Annotated in this window: 14 protein-coding genes; 8 read left to right on the forward strand and 6 right to left on the reverse strand. The window is 72.8% G+C overall.

Features of this window, described 5'->3' with window-relative positions; translation table 11 throughout:
• The first annotated feature begins 122 nt into the window (after window positions 1–122).
• The gene (locus tag AB0O00_RS16095; protein ID WP_363652169.1) at window positions 123–500 is read left to right on the forward strand and encodes a hypothetical protein; all 378 of its coding nucleotides are present in this window, start codon (window positions 123–125) and stop codon (window positions 498–500) included.
• Between the two features lie 91 nt (window positions 501–591).
• Here the strand turns inward: AB0O00_RS16095 and AB0O00_RS16100 are convergent, their stop codons facing one another.
• From AB0O00_RS16100 to AB0O00_RS16110, 3 genes are all read right to left on the reverse strand, one after another.
• A complete protein-coding gene (locus AB0O00_RS16100; protein WP_363652171.1) occupies window positions 592–1,536 on the reverse strand; it encodes a hypothetical protein in 945 nt (314 codons plus the stop codon).
• 311 nt (window positions 1,537–1,847) lie between these two features.
• Entirely contained in the window at window positions 1,848–3,068 is a 1,221-nt protein-coding gene (locus tag AB0O00_RS16105; RefSeq protein ID WP_363652173.1) for an acetyl-CoA C-acetyltransferase, read from the reverse strand.
• 62 nt (window positions 3,069–3,130) lie between these two features.
• Window positions 3,131–4,225, reverse strand: coding sequence for an SGNH/GDSL hydrolase family protein (locus tag AB0O00_RS16110; RefSeq protein WP_363652175.1), 1,095 nt, complete (start codon window positions 4,223–4,225; stop codon window positions 3,131–3,133).
• Window positions 4,226–4,475: 250 nt separating this feature from the next.
• On the opposite strand from AB0O00_RS16110, the gene AB0O00_RS16115 reads away from it, so the two are divergent.
• The 3 genes from AB0O00_RS16115 to AB0O00_RS16125 all read left to right on the forward strand — a co-directional run bounded on the left by AB0O00_RS16115 (window position 4,476) and on the right by AB0O00_RS16125 (window position 8,119).
• Window positions 4,476–5,876, forward strand: a complete 1,401-nt coding sequence (locus AB0O00_RS16115) for a cystathionine beta-synthase (RefSeq protein ID WP_363652177.1) — start codon at window positions 4,476–4,478, stop codon at window positions 5,874–5,876.
• A gap of 448 nt (window positions 5,877–6,324) precedes the next feature.
• Window positions 6,325–6,663 (forward strand): hypothetical protein, encoded by a 339-nt coding sequence (locus AB0O00_RS16120; RefSeq protein ID WP_329927403.1) that lies wholly within the window; start codon window positions 6,325–6,327, stop codon window positions 6,661–6,663.
• A gap of 181 nt (window positions 6,664–6,844) precedes the next feature.
• On the forward strand, window positions 6,845–8,119 hold the full coding sequence (locus AB0O00_RS16125) for an Ig-like domain-containing protein (protein ID WP_363652178.1): 1,275 nt from the start codon (window positions 6,845–6,847) through the stop codon (window positions 8,117–8,119).
• A 54-nt stretch (window positions 8,120–8,173) separates the two neighbouring features.
• On the opposite strand, the gene AB0O00_RS16130 is transcribed toward AB0O00_RS16125, so the two are convergent.
• Together AB0O00_RS16130 and msrA are read right to left on the reverse strand one after the other, a co-directional pair.
• Entirely contained in the window at window positions 8,174–8,536 is a 363-nt protein-coding gene (locus AB0O00_RS16130) for a cupin domain-containing protein (protein ID WP_363652180.1), read from the reverse strand.
• Between the two features lie 100 nt (window positions 8,537–8,636).
• Window positions 8,637–9,317 carry a peptide-methionine (S)-S-oxide reductase MsrA gene (msrA, locus tag AB0O00_RS16135; protein ID WP_363652182.1) on the reverse strand — a complete coding sequence of 227 codons (681 nt, stop codon included), beginning with the start codon at window positions 9,315–9,317 and terminating at the stop codon, window positions 8,637–8,639.
• Between the two features lie 136 nt (window positions 9,318–9,453).
• On the opposite strand from msrA, the gene AB0O00_RS16140 reads away from it, so the two are divergent.
• The gene (locus AB0O00_RS16140; protein ID WP_363652184.1) at window positions 9,454–10,608 is read left to right on the forward strand and encodes a cystathionine gamma-synthase; all 1,155 of its coding nucleotides are present in this window, start codon (window positions 9,454–9,456) and stop codon (window positions 10,606–10,608) included.
• A gap of 33 nt (window positions 10,609–10,641) precedes the next feature.
• Here AB0O00_RS16140 and AB0O00_RS16145 read toward each other — a convergent pair whose 3' ends face one another.
• Window positions 10,642–11,127 (reverse strand): MarR family transcriptional regulator, encoded by a 486-nt coding sequence (locus AB0O00_RS16145; protein ID WP_363652185.1) that lies wholly within the window; start codon window positions 11,125–11,127, stop codon window positions 10,642–10,644.
• A gap of 122 nt (window positions 11,128–11,249) precedes the next feature.
• On the opposite strand from AB0O00_RS16145, the gene ilvA reads away from it, so the two are divergent.
• The 3 genes from ilvA to AB0O00_RS16160 all read left to right on the forward strand — a co-directional run bounded on the left by ilvA (window position 11,250) and on the right by AB0O00_RS16160 (window position 14,630).
• On the forward strand, window positions 11,250–12,461 hold the full coding sequence (ilvA, locus tag AB0O00_RS16150) for a threonine ammonia-lyase (protein ID WP_363652187.1): 1,212 nt from the start codon (window positions 11,250–11,252) through the stop codon (window positions 12,459–12,461).
• Window positions 12,462–12,685: 224 nt separating this feature from the next.
• A complete protein-coding gene (locus AB0O00_RS16155) occupies window positions 12,686–13,771 on the forward strand; it encodes an ATP-binding cassette domain-containing protein (RefSeq protein WP_363652189.1) in 1,086 nt (361 codons plus the stop codon).
• A gap of 1 nt (window position 13,772) precedes the next feature.
• On the forward strand, window positions 13,773–14,630 hold the full coding sequence (locus tag AB0O00_RS16160; RefSeq protein WP_363652191.1) for an ABC transporter permease: 858 nt from the start codon (window positions 13,773–13,775) through the stop codon (window positions 14,628–14,630).
• The last annotated feature ends 65 nt before the right edge of the window (window positions 14,631–14,695 follow it).

The raw sequence follows: 14,695 nt of genomic DNA on the forward strand, positions 1-14,695 counted from the left end.
AGCACACCGCTCCGGGGCCCGGCGGCGTTGGAGGAACTCCCGCCTGGCGTGCGACGCACCCCCAGCCCCCCAGGGCGCGCACCTCGCCGACAGACCCCTGCGGGCCCCGTAGGCTCCTCGGTATGCATGACGTACAGCCCCTGGTCGAGGCCGTCGACTCTCTGGCGGATCGTTTCCGCTCGCTGCCGCAGAGCAAGCTGCTGGGCGCCGTGCCCGGGCACGCGTCGCGGGCGGCGGCCGTGCTGGCGCTGGCGCGGCGGCTGGCGGCGCTGGGTGGTGCCGTGGAGGGCGGGCCGGAGCGGGAGTTCCCGGACGCCGGGCCGTTCGCGGCGGGCGACCAGCTGGCCGTTGCCGGGCACGACCTGGCGCTCGCACTGGCCGCCCTGCCGGAGGACGCCGAGGTGGCGCTGCCGCCGCAACTCGGCGGCCCCGCACGGGTGTCCGCGGTGCTGGCCGGGGCGGTCGCGGCGGTCGGCGAGACGGCCGCGCTCTGCGCGTAGGCGCCGGCGCGCGGACGGGAACGCCGAAGGCCGCCCCGGTCGGTAACCCCTGTGACCCGGGCGGCCTTCGGTGCCGCGTGGTGAACGGCCGTCAGATGCTGGCGACCACCCTGTCGGCGAGGACGTAGACGGCCTCCTCGTCGGTGGAGAAGGTCAGCGAGTACGAGCCGGAGAAGCGCGAGCCGCCGAGCAGCCGGACGTGCTCGCCGGCCCGGACCGCGTCGATCAGCCGGTAGGCGGCCTCCCGGTCGCCGGGGGCCACGCACAGCGTGGTGCCGTCGGCGAAGGCGTACACGTCCAGGGTGCCCAGCGGGCCCGGGCGGACGTCGATCAGGGCGACGGCCTCGTCGGCGAGGGTGGCCAGCCGGGTGTCGGTCCACTCGCGGGACGGCGCCTGGCTCGGCACGAAGTCGGGGTGCGAGGGGTGGCGGCGCGGGTCCGGCGCGGCGACCGGGGCGTCCTCGACGACCGGCTCGGCGTCCAGCAGCCCGGCCTCCAGGCCGGTGGCGATCAGGTCGGCCTCGCGGCGGGCGCGGGCGTCACCGGAGCCCTCGGCGCCGGCCGGGTGCCCCGGGCGCAGCGGCGCGCCGCCGTCGGTGCCGGGGTCGGCCGGGGAGACGCCGCCCTCGGTGATCAGGTCCTCCAGCGCGGAGCGCAGCGCCTCGCCGAACTCCGGGTCCATCGTCCCGGCGTTGTCGGCGGCGTCCTGCGGGCCGGTGGGGCGGGGGAAGAACAGCGGCCACTCGTCGCTGCCGGAGAAGGCACCGGTGAAGGGCGAGTCGAACAGCGGCGCGTCCTCGGCCGCGCGGGCCTCCTGCTCGGCCCAGAACGCCCGGGCCTCGGTGATCTCCCGCTCGCGGTCGGCGGCGAGGGCCTCGGTGACGGCCCGGCGTATCGCGGCCTCGTCGACCGGGGCCGGTGCGGCCTGGGCCGCGGCCTGTGCGTCCAGCCGGCGGGAGATCCCGCGGAGGTGGAGCAGCACGGTGGTCGACACGGTGATCAGGATCAGCAGCAGGATGGTGTAGACGGCGCTCACGGAACGTACTCCTAGCGAGGAGCGGAACGGGGTTACGTGTCCACACTGCCGCATGCGGGGGTGTGACCGCAGTGGCGAATGTCTAATTCGTCCCGGACTTTCGCCCTTGTCCCCAAATTGTTAAGTAGTACCGTTCTACGCTGCGGAGTTGATCCGCTCCGCAGTGTCGATTTCCGGGCCGGAAACGAAAGAAAAGAGGGCCGGATCGACCTCGCGGTGTGATCCGGCCCTCAATTACTGTGCGTCACTCCAAATGGGTGGTCCAGACCCTTCGGAGGTTGCCGCGCGGGGCGGTTGGGGTCAGTCGGGGGTCAGCTGAGGCGCTCGATGACCATCGCCATGCCCTGGCCGCCGCCGACGCACATGGTCTCCAGGCCGAACTGCTTGTCGTGCCACTGCAGGGAGTTGATCAGGGTGGTGGTGATCCGGGCGCCGGTCATGCCGAACGGGTGGCCGACGGCGATCGCGCCGCCGTTGACGTTCAGGCGGTCCAGGTCGATGCCGAGGCCCTGGTAGGACGGGATGACCTGGGCGGCGAAGGCCTCGTTGATCTCGACCAGGTCGATGTCGCCGATGCTCAGGCCGGCCCGCTTCAGCGCCTGCTTGGAGGCCTCGACCGGGCCGTAGCCCATGATCTCGGGGGAGAGGGCGCTGACGCCGGTGGAGACGACGCGGGCGAGCGGGGTGATGCCGAGCTCGCGGGCCTTGGTGTCGGACATGATGACCAGCGCGGCGGCGCCGTCGTTCAGCGGGCAGCAGTTACCGGCGGTCACGGTGCCGTCGGGGCGGAACACCGGCTTCAGGCCGGAGACGCCCTCCAGGGTGACGCCGGCGCGCGGGCCGTCGTCCGTGCTGACGACGGTGCCGTCCGCGAGGGTCACCGGGGTGATCTCGCGCTCCCAGAAGCCCGCCTTGATCGCGGCCTCGGCGAGGTTCTGCGAGCGGACGCCGAACTCGTCCTGCTCGGCGCGGGTGATGCCCTTGAGCGCGGCCAGGTTCTCGGCGGTCTGGCCCATCGCGATGTAGGCGTCCGGCACCAGGCCGTCCTCGCGCGGGTCGTGCCACTCTCCGCCGCCCTCCTCGGCGCGCTTCTTGGTGCGCGCCTGGGCGTCGTCGAACAGCGGGTTCATGGTGCCGGGCATGCCGTCCGAGCTGCCGTTGATGCTGCGCGAGACGGTCTCGACGCCCGCCGAGATGAAGACGTCGCCCTCGCCGGCCTTGATCGCGTGCAGCGCCATGCGGGTGGTCTGCAGCGAGGACGAGCAGTAGCGGGTGATCGTCGCGCCGGGCAGGTAGTCCATGCCCATCTGGACGGCCACGATGCGGGCCAGGTTGTGGCCCTGCTCGCCGCCGGGCAGGCCGCAGCCGAGCATCAGGTCGTCGATCTCGCGCGGGTCCAGCTGCGGGACCTTGGCCAGCGCGGCCTGGATGATGTGCGCGGTCAGGTCGTCCGGGCGGACGTCCTTGAGCGAGCCCTTGAACGCCCGGCCGATCGGCGAACGGGCTGCGCTGACGATGACGGCTTCGGGCATGACGGGCTCCTCGCTGGGTGACGGCGGACTGGCGTCCGGGAGGAAAGTTACCGCCTGGTAGGTCAGGCGTCACCAGCGCCGGCGTGTGAGCTGGCCGACGTGTTCCCCGGGGCGGCGGGAGGCGCCCCGGGCAGCCCGGCGACCGGCGCGCCGGCCGCCCACGCGCCCGGCAGGCCGCCCCGCAGCCGGTCGCGCAGCAGCGCCCAGCGGCGGGTCGCGCCCTCGGCCTCGACGGCCGCCACCTCGGTGCCCGCCCGGCCCGCCGCGGCCGCCGCCGCCATCGCGACCGGCAGCACCGTCTCGCCCGGGACCGGACCGGCCGGGTGGTCCTCCTCCGGCCACAGGCCCAGCGCGGCGCAGACCGACGGCAGGACGGCCATCGCGGCGGTCGCGTAGCCCTGGGCGGACGGGTGGTAGCGGTCGGCCGCGAACATCTCGGGCCGTGCGGCGAACTCCGGGCCCAGCAGCGAGCCCAGCGAGACCGTCCGGCCGCCCGCCTCCACCACGGCGATGGTCTGCGCGGCGGCCAGCTGGCGGCTGAGGCGGCGGGCCACCCAGCGCAGCGGCGGGCGCACCGGCTTGATCGTCCCGAGGTCCGGGCAGGTGCCGACGACCACCTCGCAGCCGTTGGCCCGCAGCGCCGCGACGGCCTCGCCGAGCTGGCGGACGGCGAGCTGGGCCGGGCTGTGGCGGGTCACGTCGTTCGCGCCGACCATGATCACGGCGATGTCGGGGCGGTGCGGGAGGGCCTGCTCCAGCTGGCCCGAGAGGTCGGCGGACCGGCCGCCGGAGCGGGCCGCGTTCACCAGCCGGACCGGGCGCTCGGCGACCGAGGCGAGACCGGCGGCGAGCAGCGCCCCCGGGGTGTCGCGGGAGCGCAGCACGCCGAGGCCGGCGCCGGTGGAGTCGCCGAAGACGGCCAGCACCAGCGGCGGCTGCGGTTCGTCGGCGGCGTCGGCGAAGGCCTCGCCGTACACGCCGTCGGCCTTCGGCGGGTCGCCCTCCAGGATGCCGATGGCCTGGATGGCGAGCCTGCCCTCGGTCAGCAGCAGCCCCACCAGGCCGACCCCGAGCAGTCCGAGACCGCCGCCGCCGTACGCGGCGGCGGTGGCGATCCGGCGGGCCACGCGGGCCCGCGAGTCCTGCGCCCCTGGCATCCGGTGCCCCCTTCGCGTCCTCGTGCCGCCCCCTCCGGGGCCACGAAATGCCTGCACTGCGCTCTTACCCGGTTGGGGGGTGCGGCTACCGGCGGGTGGGCCGATCGGTGGGGCGCCGCGGCGCCCGGTGCCGGCGGTGGAGGTGGGCCATTGGGGGCGGTGTGTACGAGGGGAGGCCCGGTGCGCGTGGCACGCCATAGGCTTTGCCCTACCGAAAGCACTCGCATGCCCATAGACCGGGAGGACCCCCGTGCGGTACCACAACTCGATCATCGACCTGGTCGGCAACACGCCGCTGGTCAAGCTGAACAAGGTCACCGAGGGCATCAGCGCGACGGTGCTGGCGAAGGTCGAGTACTTCAACCCCGGCGGCTCGGTCAAGGACCGCATCGCGATGCGCATGATCGAGGCGGCCGAGGCCTCCGGCGCCCTCAAGCCGGGCGGCACGATCGTCGAGCCGACCTCGGGCAACACCGGTGTCGGTCTGGCGATCGTGGCCCAGCAGAAGGGCTACAAGTGCATCTTCGTCTGCCCGGACAAGGTGTCCACCGACAAGATCAACACCCTGCGCGCCTACGGCGCCGAGGTGGTCGTCTGTCCGACCGCCGTCGCCCCCGAGCACCCGGACTCCTACTACAACGTCTCGGACCGCCTGGTCCGCGAGACCCCGAACGCCTGGAAGCCGGACCAGTACTCCAACCCGGAGAACCCGGCCTCGCACTACCACTCCACCGGCCCGGAGCTGTGGGAGCAGACCGACGGCAGGATCACCCACTTCGTCGCGGGCGTCGGCACCGGCGGCACCATCTCCGGCACCGGCAACTACCTGAAGGAGGTGTCGGGCGGCAAGGTCAAGGTCGTCGGCGCCGACCCGGAGGGCTCGGTCTACTCGGGCGGCACCGGCCGGCCGTACCTGGTCGAGGGCGTCGGTGAGGACTTCTGGCCCACCGCCTACGACCGCAACGTCGCGGACGAGATCGTCGCCGTGTCCGACAAGGACTCCTTCCAGATGACCCGCCGCCTGGCCAAGGAGGAGGGCCTGCTGGTCGGCGGCTCCTGCGGCATGGCCGTCGTGGCCGCGCTGGAGGTGGCCCGCAAGCTCGGTCCGGACGACGTCGTCGTGGTGCTGCTGCCGGACGGTGGCCGCGGCTACCTGTCGAAGATCTTCAACGACGACTGGATGGCCGACTACGGCTTCCTGCCCTCCTCCACCGACGAGGCGCACATCGGCGAGGTGCTCGCCCGCAAGGAGGCCATCGAGCAGGCCGGCATCCCGCAGTTCGTCCACATGCACCCGAACGAGACGGTCGCCGAGGCGGTCCGGGTGCTGCGCGAGTACGGCGTCTCGCAGATGCCGGTGGTCTCCCCGGGGGCCGGCCACCCGGACATCATGGCCGGCGAGGTGATCGGCTCGGTCGTGGAGAAGCTGCTGCTGGAGGGTATCTTCGCGAAGGAGATCGAGCTCGCCGACACGCTCGACAAGGTGATGTCCAAGCCGCTGCCGGTGGTCGGCTCGGGCGAGACGGTCACCAACCTGATGACCGTCCTGGAGAAGGCCGACGCCGCGGTGGTGCTGGTCGAGGGCAAGCCGCAGGGCATCGTCACCCGCCAGGACCTGCTCGGCTTCCTGACCGTCCGCGCCGCGCACTGACGCGGGGTCACCGGGCTTCGCCCGTAGGACGGATGTGAAGGATTCGTCCACGGGCGAAGTGGTACACCGGCGTCACCTGCCCGCAGCACGCGGTTAACAACGCTCCGGCATTGTGGTGGTCAACGGCAACAAGCCGAGCGAGACGACAGTGACCGGCCGGGAGCGGCTCCCCGGTGGTCGCGGTCGACTCCGGACACGCCGGGCGGTCCTGACCCGGCCGGCCGTGTCCGCCCTCCCCGACCGCTTGGCGGAGGGAGGGGCCACGCCGCGGGAGGCGCCGTCGTCCCGCCCCTGCCCGGCTCCGGCCGGTCGACAGGGTGCGGCGGCTCCCGTGGCTGCCACCGCGCCTTCGGCGCGACTCCGCGGCTCCCGGGTGGGGGAGCCCCGGCGGAGTGCGGTGGGGCCGGTCCTTCTCCGAGGGACCGGCCCTTCCCGTACGCTCGCACGCATGACCAGCACTGAAACGACCGGCCAGGACGCACCGCGCTACGTCCGGCTCAAGATCGAACTGATCGCGGAGATCACCGACGAGGGCGCCCTCAAGGCGGCGGCTCTGGAGCAGGTGGCCGGCGACGACTACCTCGACGACGAGGAGCGCGCGCAGTCCGTCGAGGCCATCGAGGTCGACCCGTCGGGCTCGCTCGCCCACTTCATCGACCCGGTGGCGCTGCTCGGCGACGTGCCCGGCGTCGAGCTCGCCTCGGCGACCTGGGAGTCGGCCCAGACCGAGTTCGACCCGGACAACGAGGAGTGGGACGAGTACTCGGTGGAGGAGTCCGCCGAGTAGTCGCCGGCCCACGGCTGCGGAGACGCCCGGCCCGCACCCGCGGGCCGGGCGTTTTGGCGTCCGACGGAGGCACATTGGGTCATTTCATAGGATCGCTTACCCTTCGGTGATGGAACCGTGAACGGGCGTATTGCGTTTCTGTATCCGTAATGCCCGGGATGATCAGCAGGGAGAACGCGACGTGACGGCACGCGACGGTCAGGGCCGGTCGGCCGGGGGCAACTGGAGCCGGCGCGGCGTACTCGCGGGCCTGATCGGGGCACCCGTCCTCCTGCTCGCGGCCTGCAACGACTCCAAGGACGCCGACGCGGGCGGCTCCGGCGGCGCCGGTGGTTCCGGCGGCGGCACCCCGGGCTCCGGCGGCAGCAGCGCCCCGAAGACCTCGGCCGCCGTGATCACCGTCAGCCCCGCCGACGGCACCACCGCCGCCAGCTTCAGCGACCCGGTCAAGGTCACCGTCACGGGCGGCACCCTCGGCACCGTCAAGGTCACCGACTCCACCGGCAAGGAACTGGCCGGCCAGCTCGCCTCCGACGGCACCAGCTGGACCTCCGCCGCCGCGCCGGTCAGCGGGACCAAGTACACCGTCGCCGCCACCGCCACCGACAAGGACAAGTTGGAGGCGGACGCCAACGCCGTCTTCACCACCGCCACCCCGGCGAACACCTTCGTCGGGTACTTCACCCCCGAGGACGGCTCGGTCGTCGGCGTCGGCATGCCGGTCTCGATCAACTTCAGCAAGCCGGTCACCGACAAGAAGGCCGTCCAGCAGGCGATCACCGTGGTCGCCGAGCCCGGCGTCGAGATCGTCGGCCACTGGTTCTCCCCCACCCGCCTCGACTTCCGTCCGCAGGAGTACTGGGCCAAGGGCACCAAGGTGACCGTCCAGCTGCGCCTCAAGGACGTCCAGGGCGCCAAGGGCGTGTACGGCACGCAGTCCAAGGACGTGCGCTTCACCGTCGGCCGGGCCCAGACCAGCGTCGCCGACCTCGCCGCCAAGAAGCTCACCGTGACCACGGACGGCCAGGTCAGCGCCGTCTACAAGATCTCCGGCGGGGCGCCCGACCACACGACGTGGGGCGGCAAGATGGTCATCTCGGAGCAGTACCAGCAGACCCGGATGAACTCGCAGACCGTCAACCTCGGCAGCGAGTACGACATCGCCGACGTGCCGCACGCCCAGCGCCTCACCACCTCCGGCACCTTCATCCACGGCAACTACTGGTCCTCGCCGTCGATCTTCGGCGGCCAGAACACCAGCCACGGCTGCGTCGGCCTCCAGGACGCCAAGGGCGCGGCGGACGGCGGCACCGACGGCTACAAGTTCTACAAGTCCTCGATCGTCGGCGACGTCGTCGAGGTCCTGAACTCCGGCGACAAGACGGTCGCCCCGGACAACGGCCTGAACGGCTGGAACCTGGCCTGGGCCGAGTGGAAGGCCGGCAGCGCGGTCTGACCCGCCCGGCGTCCCGGCTGAGAACCGGGCGGGCGGTGGGAAGGCCCGGCTACGTCACCGCTTGGCGTAGTCGGCGAAGCCCTGCCAGTCGACGATCACGCAGGGTTCGTCGCCCAGGATCCAGGCGTCGTGTCCGGGCGGGCAGATCATGAAGTCGCCGGGGCCGAAGTCGGCCTGCTCGCCGTCGTCCATGACGATCCGCATGCGGCCGCCCACCACGTACCCGAGGTGGGCGGCCTGGCAGCTGTCGGTCTTGGCGATCGGCTTCACGTGCTTGGACCACTGCCAGCCGGGCTGGAACACGGCCCGGCCCACCGGGCCGGCGTCCAGGTTGACCAGCCGCAGCTCTCCCGAGCCCTCCTCGAAGGGGCGGATCTCCTCGGGATCGTCGAAGTTCTTCCTGACCAGACCGGACATGGCAGGCTCCTCTCCCCGCGGGACGGCCCGGCCACCGGGAGGTGACCGGGCCGTCCCTGCTGGCCCTTCCAGTCTGCGTCCGGGCCGGGGCCCGGGCTCGTCAGGCCTCGGTGGTGCGGGCCACGCCGATCGGGCACGACGCACCCGTGCCGCCGAGGCCGCAGTAGCCGTTGGGGTTCTTGGCGTCGGAGAGGTACTGCTGGTGGTACGGCTCGGCCGGGTAGAACGGGCCCGCCGGGGCGATCTCGGTGGTGATCGGGCCGTACCCGAGCGCCGTCAGCGCGGGCTGGAAGGCGTCCCGGGCGGCCGTCGCGGCGGCGGCCTGGGCGGGGGAGTGGGTGTAGACGGCGGAGCGGTACTGGGTGCCGACGTCGTTGCCCTGGCGGTTGCCCTGAGTCGGGTCGTGCGCCTCCCAGAAGGTCTTCAGCAGCCGCTCGTAGGAGACCACCGCCGGGTCGAAGACCACCCGGACCGCCTCGGTGTGCCCGGTCAGCCCGCTGCACACCTCGTCGTACGTCGGGTTCGGGGTGTAGCCGCCCTGGTAGCCGACCAGCGTCGTCCAGACACCGGGCACGCGCCAGAACGTGCGCTCGGCGCCCCAGAAGCAGCCCAGCCCGAAGTCGGCCACCTCCAGGCCCTCCGGGTACGGGCCGGCGAGCGGGTTCCCGAGGACGGTGTGCGGCTCGCGCAGGGCGAAGGCCGGCGACTCCCGGCCGGGCAGCGCCTGTGCGGCGGGGACGAGCGAGGTCTTGTGGCGGTTGAACAGCACGGCCTGCTCCATCGGGGTAGGGAGGGTTGTCCCGGGTTCAACGCGGCGGGGCGCCGCCCCATTCCGCCCTCGGCCCGCCTTCGGCCCGTCCGTATCCCGTCCTCGCATTCCGGCGGGCGCCCGGGCGAACGGCCACTACGCTCGACCTATGACCGAGCACCAGCTTCCCCAGGGCTTCGAGACCCTCGCCATCCACGCGGGTCAGGAAGCAGACCCCCAGACCGGGGCCGTCGTCACGCCGATCTACCAGGTGTCCACCTACAAGCAGGACGGGGTGGGCGGCCTGCGGGGCGGTTACGAGTACAGCCGCAGCGCCAACCCGACCCGCACGGCGCTGGAGGAGTGCCTCGCGGCGCTGGAGGGCGGCGCCCGCGGCCTCGCCTTCGCCTCCGGCCTCGCCGCCGAGGACACCCTCCTGCGCACCATCCTCAAGCCGGGCGACCACATCGTGATCCCCAACGACGCCTACGGCGGCACCTTCCGGCTGTTCGCCAAGGTGCTGACCCGCTGGGGCGTCGAGTTCTCCGTCGCCAACACCCAGGACCTGGCGACCGTCCGCGCCGCGCTGCGGCCCAACACCCGCGCGGTCTGGGTGGAGACCCCGTCCAACCCGCTGCTGGGCATCACCGACCTGGCCGCGCTCGCCGAGATCGCGCACGGCGCCGGCGCGCTGCTGGTGGTCGACAACACCTTCGCCAGCCCGTACCTGCAGCAGCCGATCTCGCTCGGCGCGGACGCGGTCGTGCACTCCACCACCAAGTACATGGGCGGCCACTCGGACGTCGTCGGCGGTGCGCTGGTGCTGGCCGACGCGGCCCTCGGCGAGGAGGTGGCCTACCACCAGAACGCGATGGGCGCCGTCTCCGGGCCGTTCGACGCCTGGCTGGTGCTGCGCGGCATCAAGACGCTGGGCGTCCGGATGGACCGCCACAGCGCCAACGCCGAGAAGGTCGCCGAGCTGCTGGCGAGCCACCCCAAGGTCAGCCAGGTGCTGTACCCGGGCCTGCCCGAGCACCCCGGCCACGACATCGCGGCCAAGCAGATGAAGGCCTTCGGCGGCATGGTGTCGTTCCGGGTCGAGGGCGGCGAGGAGGCGGCGGTCGAGGTCTGCAACCGCGCGCAGCTGTTCACCCTCGGCGAGTCGCTCGGCGGCGTCGAGTCGCTGATCGAGCACCCGGGCCGGATGACCCACGCCTCGGCGGCCGGTTCGCCGCTGGAGGTCCCGGCCGACCTGGTCCGCGTTTCGGTCGGCATCGAGTCGATCGACGACCTGCTGGCGGACCTCAAGCAGGCGCTCGGCTAAGGGCGTTGACCTCGTGGGCCCGGTGCATGGGTCTCACGGCTGGTGGCCGTGCCGGTCCGCGGTGTAGGACTCCATCGCGAGGTTGAAGCGGGCCAGCAGCGCGCAGAACGCGTGCTGCTCCTCGGGGTGCCAGCCGGCCACCAGGCGGCGGGTCAACTCGGCTCTGCCGTCGCGGACTTCGGACAGGCGGTGGGCGCCGAGCGAGGTCAGCGCGAGGCGCACGGCACGGCGGTCGGCCGGGTCCTGGACCCGGCCGACCAGCCCGGCCGCCACCAGCGGGGCGACCTGGCGGGTCACCGTGGAGGAGTCCACGCCGAGCGCGTCGGCCAGCGCCTTGACGTTCACCGGGCCGTGCCGCTCCAGGCGGTCGAGCAGCAGGTAGGCGGCCCGGTCCAGCGCGCCGACGCCGTCGGAGGTCCGGACCTGTTCCATCCGGCGGGCGAACACCGCCAGCTGGTACTGCAGTTGGCTGTGCACGGGGTCGGTGCGGTCGGTGGCCTGGGGCGAGGTCGTCGTCATCGCGGCTCACGATCGTCGTGCGGTGAGGGAGGCTCAGAAGCAGCAGATTACGCGGGCCGGGCGGGCCCGGGAACAGTCCCGGCATGCCGGATTGCCGCCCGCCGCCGCCGTAGGCTGGCCTTATGCGCAACCTGCCGATCACCCTCGACGACGTCCGCGGGGCCCAGAAGATGCTGGCCGGGGTCGCCCGGGTGACCCCGATGGAGGGCAGCCGCCACCTGTCCTCGCTGATCGGCGCGCCGGTCCACCTGAAGTGCGAGAACCTCCAGCGCACCGGCTCGTTCAAGCTGCGCGGGGCGTACGTGCGGATCGCGGGACTCACTCCGGTGCAGCGGGCCGGCGGAGTGGTCGCGGCGAGCGCCGGGAACCACGCCCAGGGGGTGGCGCTGGCGGCCTCGCTGCTGGGCGTGCGCTCGACCGTCTTCATGCCGGTGGCCGCGCCGCTGCCGAAGGTCGCGGCGACCCGCGACTACGGCGCCGAGGTCCGGCTGCACGGCAGCACGGTGGACGAGGCGCTGCAGGCCGCGCAGCGGTATTCGGAGACGACCGGTGCGGTGTTCATCCACCCCTTCGACCACTGGGACGTGGTCACCGGCCAGGCCACCGTCGGCCTGGAGATCCTGGAGCAGTGCCCCGAGGTGCGGACCATCCTGGTCGGAGTGGGCGGCGGTGGGCTGCTGGCCGGGATCGCGGCGGCGGTCAAGCCGCTGCGGCCGGACGTGCGGGTGGTCGGCGTGCAGGCGGCGGGCGCCGCCGCGTACCCGCCCTCGCTGGCCGCCGGGCGGCCGGTGTCGCTGGAGCGCTTCGCCACCATGGCCGACGGGATCATGGTCGGCCGCCCCGGCGACATCCCGTTCGAGGTGATCAACACGCTGGCGGACGGGATCCGGACGGTCTCCGAGGACGCGCTGTCGCGGGCGCTGCTGCTCGGCCTGGAGCGGCTGAAGCTCGTCGTCGAGCCCGCCGGGGCGGCCCCGATCGCGGCGCTGCTGGAGGAGCCGGGGACGTTCGACGGCCCGGTGGTGGCCGTCCTGTCGGGCGGCAACATCGACCCGCAGCTGATGCAGCGGGTGCTGCGGCACGGGCTGGCGGCGGCCGGGCGCTACCTGTCGCTGCGGGTGCGGCTCGCCGACAAGCCGGGGGCGCTCGCGGATCTGCTGGGCGTCCTGACCAGGGTGGACGCGAACGTGCTGGACGTCGCGCACGTGCGGACCGACCCGCGGCTCGGGCTGACGGAGGTCGAGGTCGACCTGCACCTGGAGACCAAGGGGCCGGAGCACTGCGCGGTGGTGGTCGGCGAGCTGCGGGACGCGGGGTACGTCGTCGGCAGCTGACGGCTCGCAGGGCCCCGGGCCGACGGCTCCCGGGGCCCCACGCTGACGGTTTTCAGGGCCTCGGAGCGGTTCTTTAAATTCCCTTGACGCGATATATCGCGAGCTGCCAGACTCGCGATACATCGCGTTACCTGTCCATGGGCGAAAACCGAGTCGCCCGCGTTGCCGCATCCGGGGCACAGTGGGACAGATCGCCCATTTCGTTCAAGGAGATGAGGCAGGCCATGGCGCCAGCCATCCAAGCCGAGAACCTGGTGAAGACCTTCGGCGACGTACGAGCCCTCGACGGCGTCAGCCTGGACGTCCCCGAGGGCACGGTGCTCGGGCTGCTCGGCCCCAACGGCGCCGGCAAGACGACCACCGTGCGCGTCCTCACCACCCTGCTGCAACCGGACTCCGGCCGGGCCGTCGTCGCAGGCGTGGACGTCCTCAAGCACCCCAACCGCGTCCGCAGCCTGATAGGCCTCTCCGGTCAGTACGCCGCCGTCGACGAGTACCTGACCGGCTTCGAGAACCTTCAAATGGTCGGCGAGCTCTACCAGATGACCGCGCGCGACGCGAAGGCCCGCGCGCTGGAGCTCCTGGAGTGGTTCAACCTCACCGACGCCAAGGACCGCACCGCCAAGACGTACTCGGGCGGCATGCGCCGGCGCCTCGACCTCGCCGCCGCGCTGGTCGTCCGGCCGCCGGTGATGTTCCTCGACGAGCCGACCACCGGCCTCGACCCGCGCAACCGGCTCGCGCTCTGGGAGGTCATCGAGACCCTCGTCGAGCAGGGCACCACGCTGCTGCTCACCACCCAGTACCTGGAGGAGGCCGACCGCCTCGCGCACGACATCGCCGTGGTCGACCACGGCCGGGTGATCGCCCGAGGCACCGCCGACCAGCTCAAGGCGCAGATCGGCGGCGAGCGCATCGAGGTCGTCGTGCACAACGCCGACCACGTCGCCGAGGCGGTCGCGGCGCTGTCCGGGTACGCGCTCGGGGAGCCCGCCGTCGAGCGGAACACCCGGAAGATCACCGTCCCGGTCAGCGGCGGCGCCCGGGTCCTCGCGGACGTGATCCGCGAGCTCGACGCCCGTTCGATCGAGATCGACGACATCGGTCTGCGCCGCCCGACCCTGGACGACGTCTTCCTGACGCTCACCGGCCATGTCGCCGAGTCCGCGGACGACGAGAACGGCGCGGGCGCCAAGGGCCGCGGCAAGGGCGGGCGCGGCAAGGGCGGCCGGGCCGGCGACGCCGACGAAGGCGGCGAAGGCGGCGAGGACCAGGACAAGCAGGCCGTCGCGGCCGGAACGGAGCGCTGAGATGACCACCGCCACCGAGCACGCGATCGGCGCCGCGGTGCCCCGGCAGCGCCGGGGGCTCTCCGCGACCCTGCACGACTCCTGGGTCGTCGCCAAGCGCAACCTGCGCCGGATGGCCCGCATCCCGGAGATCGTGGTCTTCGGCCTCATGCAGCCCGTCATGTTCGTGCTGCTGTTCTCCTACGTCATGGGCGGGGCGATCCAGATCCCCGGGACGCAGGCCAGCTCCAACTCCTACATCCAGTTCCTGATGGCCGGCATCTTCGCCCAGACCGTCACCTTCGCCACCGCCGGCGCCTCGGCCGGCATCGCGGAGGACATGACCAAGGGCCTGGTGGACCGGTTCCGCTCGCTGCCGATGGCCCGCTCGGCGGTGCTCGTCGGGCGCACCCTGGCCGACCTGGTCCAGACGGCGTTCACCGTGATCGTGCTGGCCCTGGTCGCGCTGGCGGTCGGCTGGCGGATCCACGACGGCATCGTGAAGGCGCTCGGCGCGTTCGTGCTGCTGCTCCTGCTCGGCTACGCCTTCTCGTGGATCGGCGCGCTGATAGGCCTGTCGGTCCGCAGCCCCGAGGCGGCCACCTCGGCGGGCCTGATCTGGCTGTTCCCGCTGACCTTCGTGTCCAACGCGTTCGTGCCGGTCAGCTCGATGCCGGGCTGGCTGCAGGGCGTCGCGTACTGGAACCCGTTCAGCGCCACCGTGCAGGCCTGCCGGGACCTCTTCGGCAACCAGGTCGGGCCGGTGGACAGCGCCTGGCCGATGCAGCACGCGGCGCTGGTGTCGCTGGGCTGGTCGGTGCTGATCACCGCGGTGTTCTCGTGGCTGTCGGTGCGCAAGTACCGCTCGGCCGCGGGCTGATCGCAGCCGGCCCGGGTGCACCGGGCCCGGACGTGCCGGAGGGCGGCCGCGGGGGGACGCGGGCG

It is taken from the genome of Kitasatospora sp. NPDC093558 (genome assembly GCF_040683475.1).
Lineage (GTDB): Bacteria > Actinomycetota > Actinomycetes > Streptomycetales > Streptomycetaceae > Kitasatospora.

Excerpts from the sequence above, each read along its gene's own strand:
- AB0O00_RS16095 (WP_363652169.1), top strand. The coding sequence starts at position 123 with ATGCATGACGTACAGCCCCTGGTCGAGGCCGTCGACTCTCTGGCGGAT.
- AB0O00_RS16105 (WP_363652173.1), bottom strand. The coding sequence starts at position 3,068 with ATGCCCGAAGCCGTCATCGTCAGCGCAGCCCGTTCGCCGATCGGCCGG.
- AB0O00_RS16110 (WP_363652175.1), bottom strand. The coding sequence starts at position 4,225 with ATGCCAGGGGCGCAGGACTCGCGGGCCCGCGTGGCCCGCCGGATCGCC.
- AB0O00_RS16120 (WP_329927403.1), top strand. The coding sequence starts at position 6,325 with ATGACCAGCACTGAAACGACCGGCCAGGACGCACCGCGCTACGTCCGG.
- AB0O00_RS16130 (WP_363652180.1), bottom strand. The coding sequence starts at position 8,536 with ATGTCCGGTCTGGTCAGGAAGAACTTCGACGATCCCGAGGAGATCCGC.
- msrA (WP_363652182.1), bottom strand. The coding sequence starts at position 9,317 with ATGGAGCAGGCCGTGCTGTTCAACCGCCACAAGACCTCGCTCGTCCCC.
- AB0O00_RS16140 (WP_363652184.1), top strand. The coding sequence starts at position 9,454 with ATGACCGAGCACCAGCTTCCCCAGGGCTTCGAGACCCTCGCCATCCAC.
- AB0O00_RS16145 (WP_363652185.1), bottom strand. The coding sequence starts at position 11,127 with ATGACGACGACCTCGCCCCAGGCCACCGACCGCACCGACCCCGTGCAC.
- ilvA (WP_363652187.1), top strand. The coding sequence starts at position 11,250 with ATGCGCAACCTGCCGATCACCCTCGACGACGTCCGCGGGGCCCAGAAG.
- AB0O00_RS16155 (WP_363652189.1), top strand. The coding sequence starts at position 12,686 with ATGGCGCCAGCCATCCAAGCCGAGAACCTGGTGAAGACCTTCGGCGAC.
- AB0O00_RS16160 (WP_363652191.1), top strand. The coding sequence starts at position 13,773 with ATGACCACCGCCACCGAGCACGCGATCGGCGCCGCGGTGCCCCGGCAG.